Here is a 1,420-nt window from a genome sequence, read left to right on the forward strand (position 1 = left end):
CATCCCTTTCAAGGTCTTTAGTAAAATCCCCTGAAATTTCATTCAGGGGTACCGAAAGATGTGGGCCGATGTTCTAGCGCGTTTCGAGAAAAAAGCACCTGCGAGCGTCATGGCCAAGTTGGCGCTCGAACAGGCTATTGCCCCTGAGTGGGTCGATCAGGTTTTCGAGGAGCATCGGCAACGGCAGTATTCTCGTGAGCTACTGTTCTCGACCATCATCAAGCTGATGTCCCTTGTTTCATTGGGCTTGAAGCCATCCCTGCACGCCGCCGCGCGGCAACTGGAAGATCTTCCTGTCAGCTTGGCGGCCCTTTACGACAAGATCAGTCGTACCGAGCCTGCTCTGTTGCGTGCCCTGGTTACCGGCTGTGCACAGCGCCTGACTCCAACCATCAGAGAACTGGGCTGCACGGCGATGCTGCCGGGTTGGCAAGTTCGGGTAGTGGACGGTAATCACTTGGCATCCACTGAGAAACGCTTGGGGGCTTTACGTCAGGAGCGCGGCGCTGCTCGTCCCGGTTTTTCGGTGGTGGCCTACGACCCCGACCTGGATCAGGTCATCGACCTTCAGGCGTGTGAGGATGCCTATGCAAGCGAGCGCGTTTGTGTGCTGCCTCTATTGGCCAATGCCGAGCCAGGCCAAGTGTGGCTGGCTGATCGACTCTATTGCACGCTCCCGGTTATGGAGGCTTGTGAGCAGGTCCAAACCTCCTTTGTCATTCGTCAGCAAGCCAAGCATCCACGCTTGATTCAAGAGGGTGAGTGGCAAGAGCCAGTGCCTGTGGAAACAGGCACTGTGCGTGAGCAGATAATTCAGGTCAGAGGCGGTTACCAATGCCGGCGTGTCGAACTGACCCTTCATTCCCCAACGGACTCGGGTGACAGCAGCTTGATGTTCTGGAGCAATCTCCCCCAGAGCGTCAGTGCACAGCAGATCGCCGAACTCTATCGCCGCCGCTGGAGCATTGAAGGTATGTTCCAGCGACTGGAAGCAATCCTGGAAAGTGAAATCGAAACCCTTGGCAGCCCAAAGGCCGCCTTACTCGGGTTCGCTACTGCGGTATTGGCCTACAACGTCCTGGCCGTCCTCAAACGAAGCGTCGAGCAAGCTCATCGGGGTACCCAGCCTGAAGGATGGGAGGCCTCGATCTATCACTTGGCGATTCAGGTTAGAAGTGGTTATGAGGGAATGCAGATTGCGCTGCCCTCGGAACATCTTCCCGTCATTGCTCTGGAAAAACTGGCCCGGCGCTTACTGGAGCTGGCTAGAAACATCCAACCAAAACAAGTGGCGAAAAGCCCCCGCGGCCCCAAGGTGCCTAAGCCCAAAACATGGGTCCAAGGCACTGCGGTACATGCACATGTTTCAACCGACCGGGTAATCAAGGCTGCCAAAACGAAAAGACCTTGAAAGGGATGG

At 56.2% G+C, this 1,420-nt stretch carries 1 protein-coding gene; it reads left to right on the forward strand.

Annotated features, from left to right (window positions below; all coding sequences use genetic code 11):
- Window positions 1-109: 109 nt before the first annotated feature.
- On the forward strand, window positions 110-1,411 hold the full coding sequence (locus tag AO064_RS00005; protein WP_082893840.1) for an IS4 family transposase: 1,302 nt from the start codon (window positions 110-112) through the stop codon (window positions 1,409-1,411).
- The last annotated feature ends 9 nt before the right edge of the window (window positions 1,412-1,420 follow it).

The sequence above is a fragment of the Pseudomonas marginalis genome, from assembly GCF_001645105.1.
GTDB classification, from domain to species: Bacteria; Pseudomonadota; Gammaproteobacteria; order Pseudomonadales; family Pseudomonadaceae; genus Aquipseudomonas; species Aquipseudomonas petroselini.